Origin of the sequence: uncultured Shimia sp. (assembly GCF_913054185.1) — a bacterium.
GTDB lineage: Bacteria > Pseudomonadota > Alphaproteobacteria > Rhodobacterales > Rhodobacteraceae > Shimia.
In genome coordinates this window covers 1-7,956 of sequence record NZ_CAJXIV010000134.1, presented here as the reverse complement: position 1 = coordinate 7,956, position 7,956 = coordinate 1, and the positions used below count along the sequence as shown (strand labels likewise).

At 57.6% G+C, this 7,956-nt stretch carries 6 protein-coding genes; 2 read left to right on the top strand and 4 right to left on the bottom strand.

What is annotated here, in order from left to right; all coding sequences use genetic code 11:
- The 4 genes from fdhF to QZ517_RS18945 all read right to left on the bottom strand — a co-directional run.
- Positions 1 to 2,612: formate dehydrogenase subunit alpha (fdhF, locus tag QZ517_RS18960; protein ID WP_294230245.1), on the bottom strand; the 2,612-nt coding region annotated here is incomplete at its 3' end.
- A 14-nt stretch (positions 2,613 to 2,626) separates the two neighbouring features.
- Complete coding sequence (locus QZ517_RS18955) at positions 2,627 to 2,998, bottom strand: VOC family protein (protein WP_294230242.1); 372 nt, start codon at positions 2,996 to 2,998, stop codon at positions 2,627 to 2,629.
- A 10-nt stretch (positions 2,999 to 3,008) separates the two neighbouring features.
- Positions 3,009 to 4,700, bottom strand: coding sequence for an NAD(P)H-dependent oxidoreductase subunit E (locus QZ517_RS18950; protein WP_294230240.1), 1,692 nt, complete (start codon positions 4,698 to 4,700; stop codon positions 3,009 to 3,011).
- Between the two features lie 85 nt (positions 4,701 to 4,785).
- Positions 4,786 to 5,673 (bottom strand): LysR family transcriptional regulator, encoded by an 888-nt coding sequence (locus tag QZ517_RS18945; protein WP_294230237.1) that lies wholly within the window; start codon positions 5,671 to 5,673, stop codon positions 4,786 to 4,788.
- A 305-nt stretch (positions 5,674 to 5,978) separates the two neighbouring features.
- Here QZ517_RS18945 and petA point away from each other — a divergent pair, with 305 nt between their 5' ends.
- Both petA and petB read left to right on the top strand, forming a co-directional pair.
- A complete protein-coding gene (gene petA / locus QZ517_RS18940; protein ID WP_294230235.1) occupies positions 5,979 to 6,539 on the top strand; it encodes a ubiquinol-cytochrome c reductase iron-sulfur subunit in 561 nt (186 codons plus the stop codon).
- Between the two features lie 12 nt (positions 6,540 to 6,551).
- Positions 6,552 to 7,865: a cytochrome b gene (gene petB, locus QZ517_RS18935; RefSeq protein WP_294230232.1), complete on the top strand. Its 1,314-nt coding sequence runs from the start codon at positions 6,552 to 6,554 to the stop codon at positions 7,863 to 7,865.
- Positions 7,866 to 7,956 lie beyond the last annotated feature (91 nt).

Below are 7,956 nucleotides of genomic sequence, written 5' to 3'. Positions count from 1 at the left end.
GCCATCACCGTGACAGTCCCGCGCCGCGTGGACAGCGCCACATAATCCCCAGCCTCAACGCCCAGCTTGCGCAGGGTCGATGGGTGCAGCGAACAGTTTGCCTCAGGTTCCAGAGCATCCAGCGTGCTGGCGCGACGGGTCATCGAGCCGGTGTGCCAATGCTCCAACTGACGTCCCGTGATCAGCACCATCGGATAGTCGTCGTTCTGCTTGTCATCCGGCGGGATCACCGTCGCAGGCGCAAAGCGCGCCCGTTTGTTTTCACGCGGGAAGCCATCTCCAAACACAATTGCCTGACCAGGGTCCTCTGGCGACAGCGACGGATAAGTCACTGCCTCGCCTTCTAGCCGCTCCCAGGTGATGTTGTTGAGCGAGCCCATGTTGAGCTTCATTTCGGCAAACACCTCTTTGGGGTGGCTGTAGTCCCAATTGAGCCCCAAACGTTTGGCCAGCTCGACCTCGATCCACCAGTCTTCCTTGGCTTCACCCGGAGGTGGCGTCACAGGGCGGCCCATCTGCACCTGGCGATTGGTGTTGGTTACAGTACCGGACTTCTCATACCACGCGCTTGAGGGCAGGATCACATCGGCGTAGTTGGCTGTTTCCGTGAGGAAAATATCCTGCACGACCAGATGATCTAACATCGCCAAGGCGTCGCGCGCATGATCCACATCCGGGTCTGACATCGCCGGGTTTTCACCCAGAATATACATGCCCTTAATGTCGCCGTCATGGATTGCATGCATGATCTCGACCACTGTGAGGCCTTTTTGCGCGGAGAAATCTTCGCTGTCCCACACCTTGGTGAAGGCAGAGCGCACGCCGTCATCCATCACCGACTGATAGTCCGGCAGGAACATCGGGATCAGCCCTGCATCAGACGCACCTTGCACGTTGTTCTGCCCGCGCAACGGGTGCAGCCCCGCGCCCGGCTTACCCACATTGCCGGTCATCAGTGCCAACGAGATCAGACACCGCGCATTGTCCGTGCCGTGAATGTGCTGGCTGACACCCATGCCCCAGAAAATCATACCGGCTTTGCCTTTGGCAAAGGTCCGTGCCGCATCGCGCAGCAACTCCGGATCAAGGCCGCAAATCGGCTCCATCGCTTCTGGCGAGAAGTCCTTCAGATGCGCGGTCATCTCCTCCCAGTTCTCTGTGAACTGCGCGATGTAGTCCGCGTCATACAGCTCCTCTTCGACAATCACATGCATGATTGCATTGAGCATCGACACATCCGCACCCGGTTTAAACTGTAGCTTGTGGCTGGCATGTCGCCCAAGGCCCACGCCACGAGGATCACAGACAATCAGCTTGCCGCCACGTTTGGCAAATTGCTTGAAGTAGGTCGCCGCCACCGGATGGTTCTCAATGGGGTTGCAGCCAATCGCAATTGCCACATCGGCGTTTTCGATCTGGTTGAAGGTCGCAGTCACCGCCGCCGATCCCACATTCTCCATCAACGCCGCCACGGAAGAGGCATGGCACAGCCGCGTACAGTGGTCCACGTTGTTATGGCCAAAACCCTGACGGATCAGCTTTTGGAACAGATAAGCTTCTTCATTGGAGCACTTTGCAGAGCCAAATCCGGCAACGTTCGTGCCTTTTTCTGCCCGCAGTTTGGCCAATCCACCCGCCGCCGCATCCAGCGCTTCGTCCCAGGTTGCCTCGCGGAAATGCGTCAACAGATTGCCGGGATCGACGTTCAGCCCCTTGGCCGGTGCATCCTCTCGCCGGATCAGTGGTTTGGTCAATCGGTGCGGGTGTTTGATATAGTCAAAACCAAATCGGCCTTTGACGCAGAGCCGGTTTTCATTCGCTGGCCCATCGATGCCTTCCACATATTTGATCTTGTCGTCTTTGATCTTGAACTTAATCTGACAGCCAACACCGCAATAGGGGCATACGCTGTCCACTTCGCGATCAAAGTCCGCGCTGTCCCCGGCGCCGGTGTCGTCTAGCATAGTCGCAGGCATCAGCGCCCCGGTTGGGCACGCCTGCACACATTCGCCACAGGCCACACAGCTTGAGGCACCCATGGCGTCATCTTGGTCAAACACGATCTTGGCTTCAGCCCCACGGCCGCTCATGCCAATCACATCATTGACCTGAATCTCGCGGCAGGCACGGACACAAAGGTTGCAATGAATGCAGGCATCTAAGTTGACGCTCATCGCCACATGGCTGGCATCCAACAGCGGTACAGACTCTGACGCTTTGGCCGGGAATCGAGACTGTTCCACCCCAACTTGGTTCGCCATGTCTGCAAAATGACTGCTCGCGTCGTGCTTCACCTCCGGCTGGTCTGCCGCCAAAAGCTCGATCACCATCTCCCGCGCTTTGGTGGCCCGATCGCTTTCGGAGTGCACCACCATGCCGTCGCTGGCTTCACGGATGCAGGAGGCTACCAACGTGCGCTCGCCTTCCACCTCAACCATACAGGCGCGGCAATTGCCGTCTGGCCGATAACTTTTGGCCGGTTTGTGGCAAAGATGCGGGATCACAAACCCTTGCCCATTGGCGGCGTCCCAAATGGTAGTGCCTTCAGGCACAGTGACGTCCTGTCCGTTCAGGGAAAACGTCACAGTTTTGGTCTGGCTGGCGTCAAGCATGGCGACCTCGCTCTTTATCGGTGTTGGTCAATCAGGATGGTGTTGCCATCCGGATCTTGCAGCATCAGGCTTGCAGGCCCGTCAGAGGCCTCATCCGCCTCGCTCATCAACTCAAGGCCTTTGTCCTTAAGTAGTTTTTGCAACTCACGCACATCGGTGAACCCGTCGGTGTTCTGTGCACTTTGATCCCAGCCGGGATTAAACGTCAGGATGTTGCCTTCAAACATGCCCTGAAACAGCCCGATAATGTGGTCGCCGTTTTTCAAAATGCACCAATTCTGGTCGGGCTCACCGCCCATCATCTCAAAGCCAAGTTTCTCGTAAAACGCGCGGCTCGCGGCCAAGTCCTTCACCGCCAAGCTCACCGAAAATGCACCTAAATCCATGCTCGCCATCCTAAATCTCCTCGCTGAAATGCTTCATCACAAGGCGGATCGGATTGGGCGCAGCCTGCCCAAGGCCACAAATGCTGGCGTCACTCATCACCTGACACAGGTCTTCCAGCAGGGGCTGATCCCAACTGTCCGCTTGCATCAGTTTAACAGCTTTCTCACAGCCCGTCCGGCACGGTGTACACTGGCCACAGCTTTCATCTTCGAAGAACTTCAGCATGTTTAGAGCCGCATCTCGTACGCTGTCTTGATCAGACAAGACCACCACAGCCGCAGAGCCAATAAAGGTGCCCAATGGCTGCAACGTGTCAAAATCCAACGGCACATCGGACATTGAGGCGGGCAACAGGCCGGAGGAGGGGCCACCGGGCTGAAACGCTTTGAAGCGGTGCCCGTCCATCATGCCGCCGGCGGCATCAATGATGTCCAAAATGGTGGATCCGGCAGGCAGCTCATACACGCCCGGCGTTTTTACGCGACCAGATACGGAATAGCTGCGCAGGCCAGTGCGGCCATTGAGTTCAACAGAAGACATTGCCTCAGGGCCTTCGCGCGCAATCCGCGCCACCCAGTAAAGCGTCTCGACGTTGTGCACCAATGTCGGACAATTAAAGATGCCCACTTGGGCCACAAACGGTGGACGGTGACGGGGCAGCCCGCGCTTGCCTTCGATCGACTCGATCATCGCGCTTTCTTCGCCACAGATATAGGCGCCCGCGCCACGGCGCAGATCAATGTACCCCGGTGCCACAATTCCAGCAGCTTCCAGCTTGGCGATCTCTCGTGTCAGAATCAACCGGACCGCCGGATATTCGTCGCGCAAGTAGATAAAGCAGGTCTCCGCTTCTACCGCCCAAGCCGCAATCAACATGCCCTCAAGGAACAGATGCGGGCGGCGCTCCAGGTAATACCGGTCTTTAAACGTACCCGGCTCTCCCTCGTCGCCGTTCACCGCAAGGTAACGTGGTCCGGCGTTTGCGCGCACAAAGCCCCACTTCTTGCCTGATGGGAATCCCGCGCCACCAAGCCCGCGCAGCCCGCTGGCCAGCACTTGCTCTTGCACCGTTTCCCAGTCGCCAGAACTGCGCAGTTTGGTCAGTTCCGCATAGCCACCTTCGGCCTGATAGGCCGCGAAGTCTTCATAATCGGGAACGCGCGTGTGTGTGTCACCCGCGGCAATTGCTGCTTCGACCTTTTCCACCGTGGCGTGGTCAATGTGGTTGTGGCCCAGTTCCAATGTGGGTGCGGTATCACAACGCCCCATGCAAGGCGCGCGCAACACCCGCACTTCTGCCGGGTCCATGCCGTCTTCCAGCGCTTTGTGCAGCTGTTCGGCCCCGGCCAGCTCACAAGACAGCGAATCACATACGCGGATGGTCAGGGCAGGGGGCGGAGCCTCGTCTTCAGCCACCACATCGAAATGCGCGTAGAAAGTGGCAACCTCATAGATCTCAGCCTGTCCAACGCGCATCTCTTCCGCCAACGCGCGGATGTGCGCGGCAGACAAATGCCCGTAAGCGTCCTGAATCAGATGTAAAAATTCGATCAAAAGGTCACGACGCCTGGGCATCTCGCCCAAAAGCGTCTGTACCTCATCCAAGGCCACGTCATCGACTTGCCGCCCTTTGGGCGTGCGTCGTGATTTGCCCGTGCCTTTTTTCTTCCAAACACCTTTGGACTCGTCCAGCGGTACCATGGTCACCTCCCTGCCAGATGGCTCACGGTGACATCACGTATTCTGATAATCAATCAGGCAAAACTTAAGTTGCCATAACTTTTGCTTATGTTGCGCTGAGCCCCAATGTCCGTCGCAGCGCTTCAACCGTGGACAGGCCTGGGTCACGGTGTGGCGAGACCAAGCTCACATCTTTCTCTTCATCAGGCGAGGTGAGGGCAAGCGCGACGGTATTGGGCATATGTCCCAAGCAGTTAACCAGCCCCGCCGGGATGACCGTTGCAGCCACGCCGTTGGCTGCCATCAGCATCGATGCGGTGAATTCGCCGGTTTCCGCCACCACATTTGGCACTTCATTTAGTGTTCGAAAAATCAGGTCCAAAATCCGTCGATTCTGCATACTTGGATCAAGCAGGCTTAACGGCAGCGCCGCGGCCTCTGCCCAGCTGGCGGTGCCGGTGACCCGTGGCGCAAGGGCTTTGGGCGCCAAAAGCATGTAACTCTCATTATAAAGATGTTCGACCCGCACCATTTCCGGCGATACCCCTTCGCCATAGGTAATGCCGGCGTCAAACACACCGTTTTCCAACCCTTGCTGGATCGCAAGCGATGACACGGTTTGCAGGCGCACGCTGATGCCGGGATGGTCTGTGCGCAATTTTTGAACTGCGTCCGCCGCAAAACCAACGGCTGTCGGAATCACCCCAATGGTCAGCCGCCCGGTGATTTCACCACCAGCAGAGCGAAAGTCCTCTTCCAGAAGTTTCACGCTGTCCATGATCTTGCGGGCATGACGCACAAGTGCTTCACCTTCCGGCGTGAATCCCAGAAAGCGATTCCCGCGTTTCACAATCGCCGCATCAAGCCGCTCTTCCATTTTACGGATGCGCATACTGAACGCTGGCTGGGACACGCCACAGTCTTCCGCCGCGCGGGCAAAATGCCCATGGCGGGCCAGTGAGGACAGAAATTCGAGGTCTTTCAGGCTGATCACTGTGCCGCTCCGCTTGGCTGTGTCGCAAGCTCTAGCGGCTTTGCCTCGCGCGCACCAGTCTACGCCAGCGGCAGCGATTCGAGCGGCAAGCCCGTTTTTCCGGCAGGCTTGGGTAAGAATATTGCGGCCAAACGCCTGAAAAACTGTGTCATCAAGCGCGACAAGGGGACGCGACAGCACAAGATAAGCGAATGTTCGCTGGACGGGTTGCACCACCTTCGTTAAATAGCGGCGGAGAGAGGCTGCGGGTAACTGCGGCCCGAACCGATATGGGCCGCTTGTCGGCTGAAAAATGGAGGAACCTCGTGTCCCACGCAGAAGATCACGAAGGCACCCGGAGAGACTTTCTCTACTACGCCACCGCTGGCGCAGGTGCCGTGGCTACTGGTGCCGCCGTCTGGCCGCTGGTCAATCAGATGAACCCCTCCGCCGATGTGCGCGCGCTGTCCTCGATTCGCGTTGATACATCAGGCATCGAGCCGGGTACGCAGCTGACCGTAAAATGGCTTGGTAAGCCGGTGTTTATCCGCCGTCGCACCCAAGCAGAGATTGATGACGCCCGTGCCGTGAGCATGGACGACCTGTCTATCGACAAAACCAGCGAAAACGCCAACAAGCCTGGCACCGACGCTGCGGATGAAAACCGCGCGATGGACGAAGCTGGCGAATGGCTGGTGATGATGGGTGTGTGTACCCACCTCGGTTGTGTGCCTTTGGGCGACGGCGCTGGCGACTTTGGCGGCTGGTTCTGCCCCTGCCACGGCTCGCACTACGACACCTCCGGCCGCATCCGCAAAGGTCCGGCTCCTGAAAACCTCCACGTTCCGCTTGCCCGTTTTGAGGGCAGCGAACTGGTCCTCGGATAAGGAGACGCGCGCATGTCTGGTATCCCACACGATCACTACGAGCCCAAAACCAAGGGCGAAAAATGGGTTGAAAGCCGGCTTCCGATTATCGGTCTGCTGTACAACACCCTGATGATTCCAACGCCAAAAAACCTGAACTGGTGGTGGATTTGGGGCATCGTTCTGGCATTCTGCCTGGTGCTGCAAATTGTCACCGGCATTGTTCTGGTGATGCACTACACCCCGCACGTTGATCTGGCGTTTGCTTCCGTTGAGCACATCATGCGCAACGTGAACGGCGGCCATATGATCCGCTATATCCACATGAACGGCGCCTCGCTGTTCTTCTTTGCTGTCTACATCCACATCTTTCGTGGCCTCTACTACGGGTCGTACAAAGCCCCGCGTGAGATCACATGGATTGTTGGCATGATCATCTACCTTCTGATGATGGCCGCAGGCTTCATGGGCTACGTTCTGCCTTGGGGTCAGATGTCCTTCTGGGGTGCCACCGTGATCACCGGCCTGTTTGGCGCGATCCCGTTCATCGGCGAAGCCATCCAGACCTGGCTGCTCGGCGGACCAGCGGTGGACAACGCCACCCTGAACCGCTTCTTCTCGCTGCACTATCTGGTGCCGTTTGTGATTGCCGCTCTGGTGGTTGTTCACATCTGGGCGTTCCACACCACGGGCAACAACAACCCAACTGGTGTTGATGTGCGCACAGGCTCCAAAGAAGACGTAAAAAAAGACACCCTGCCGTTCTGGCCTTACTTCGTGATCAAAGATCTCGTGGGCCTGGCAATTGTTTTGACAATCTTCTTCGCGATTGTTGGCTTTATGCCAAACTACCTCGGTCACCCGGACAACTATCTCGAAGCCAACCCTCTGGCGACACCTGCACACATCGTGCCGGAATGGTACTTCCTGCCGTTCTACGCGATCCTGCGTGCCTTCACAGCTGACGTTTGGGTTGTGATGGGCGCAAGCTGGATCACCGGCGGCATCATCGACGCGAAGTTCTTTGGTGTTCTGGCGATGTTTGGTGCGATCATTGCGATGGCTCTGGTGCCATGGCTCGATACCTCCCGCGTGCGCTCCGGTCGTTACCGTCCGATGTTCAAGTGGTGGTACGCCCTTCTGGTTGTCGACTTCATCGTTCTGATGTGGGCCGGCGCAATGCCAGCTGAGCCGCCATACTCCACCATCTCTCTGATTGGTGCGACGTACTGGTTCGCTTACTTCTTCGTGATCCTGCCGATCCTCGGTGTGATCGAAAAGCCGACAACGCCGCCGGCCACCATCGAAGAAGACTTCAACGCCCACTACGGCAAACCTGCTGAATAAGAGGAACCAGGATTATGCTTAAGAAACTTAGCATTGCTGCTTTGGCCGCCCTGTCCTTCTCGGCAGGTGGTGCGATGGCTGCAGGTGGCGC